The following is a 1,390-nucleotide window of genomic DNA, read 5'->3' as shown; positions in this document are numbered from 1 at the left end:
CTTGTAGTCGCTGATGGGATTGACTGAACCGTCAACGAGCGCCGCGCCGCAATGGTGGAGACATAAGCCCCGCGGGTTAGACCGCCGGTACAACGTAGCCGGCACAATATAGCCGGTACAGCTTAAGAAGGGTGTGTGCCGTGTTCACTGAACACGACACACACCCTTTTCTGTCGGCATACTGGCTGTTACCGACTGCTATTCGCTGTTACTGGTTGTCGAGCACGTACTGCTTGAACTGCTCGTCCCGGCGTTTGAATTCTTTGAGCTCATTCTCCAGGGCTGCCTGGTTCTTGGCGACAAGCGGCTTCTGGTACTGCGCTTGCAGGTCGTAGAGCTTCTGCGAACGGCCTATATCCCGGTCGCACTGCGCCTCGATGGTGGCGATTCGAATTTCTTCCTCGGAGGCGACGGCGCTCTGAGGAATATTCTTTTCTTCCTCGACGGTCATTTCACTATCGGGGGTGAGGCCCTTGTCCTTGACGCATCGCTTCCACTCGTCGTCAAGAGATTTTTTGAGCTGGGTATCTCCTGCGGCGTTTTGCGCTTCGGTCTCCAAACGCGTAAATGTGGCGACACCGATGGGTTTTTCCCCAATTTTCGCCATCTCTTTGCTGGCGCGTTGATAGCATTCGGTGCTGACGTCTTGCCCAGAGTTGGATGAGGGTGCAGGGGAGGGTAGCTGCTGCTGATCCGATTCTTCGCGCTCGTGGAACCCGTATTTTTGGGCGCGCTCAACGTTCCAGATTCCGTAGGTCCTGCCGAGGTTCCTGCCGGATCCCTCGGTGCGGACGAACATCTCGTAGTGTTGCCCGTGTTCGGCAAAGCACTTTTTGCGTGCCAGCTCAAGGGCCTTGGTGAAGTATTCGTCCTTGCCGTCGGTGTTGTAAGTGTCCAGGGGGAGGATCACCTTGTCGTTTTCTACGTCGAAAATCGCGCGGGCGCTTTCATCCTTCTCTAGAGAAGGGCCGAAGGAGCAAGAGGACAGCACAGTGCTGATGAGGGCAGCCGCGAGGAGCTTTTTCAAAGCTGACATGGTGCGCCTCCAATCTATATGAGAAGTAGGGGGAGAGAGCTGAGATTCTCTCTCCCCCTAAATGTGGTCTTAGAGTCGTTGAAGAGAACTGATGCGGTCGTTCCAATCAAACGGGTCCCACCACTGAAGTCCTTCGCGAACACCCCTTAGATTATTGAAATCTCGTTTATGAGTCCTAAGGCAGGCTCCCCTGTACTGCTTATGTTCACAGACGCGGTAGTCCTCATCATAGCTAAGAATCGAGCTAATCGAGTCGTTGTAAGTTCCGTATCCCCACCACACGGCAAGGTTTTCGACGGAACCTCCCTTGGTATCCAGGGTAAGGAACCCCTGCCACTGGGCCTCGGTGAAGAA

General features: G+C 54.7%; 2 protein-coding genes. Both read right to left on the bottom strand.

Going from position 1 to position 1,390, the window contains the following annotated elements; translation table 11 throughout:
- Positions 1 to 208: 208 nt before the first annotated feature.
- Positions 209 to 1,036 (bottom strand): UDP pyrophosphate synthase, encoded by an 828-nt coding sequence (locus HMPREF2928_RS01865; RefSeq protein ID WP_070687211.1) that lies wholly within the window; start codon positions 1,034 to 1,036, stop codon positions 209 to 211.
- Positions 1,037 to 1,105: 69 nt separating this feature from the next.
- A partial coding sequence (locus HMPREF2928_RS09180; protein WP_210399864.1) for a hypothetical protein occupies positions 1,106 to 1,390 on the bottom strand: 285 nt, incomplete at its 5' end.

The sequence above is a fragment of the Rothia sp. HMSC072B04 genome (assembly GCF_001813725.1).
In the GTDB taxonomy this organism is placed as follows: Bacteria; Actinomycetota; Actinomycetes; order Actinomycetales; family Micrococcaceae; genus Rothia; species Rothia mucilaginosa.
The sequence above is the reverse complement of the archived record's forward strand: the minus strand, read 5'-3'. Positions and strand labels throughout refer to the sequence as shown.

Coding starts and splice junctions, on each gene's coding strand:
- HMPREF2928_RS01865 (WP_070687211.1), bottom strand. CDS start 1,036: ATGTCAGCTTTGAAAAAGCTCCTCGCGGCTGCCCTCATCAGCACTGTG.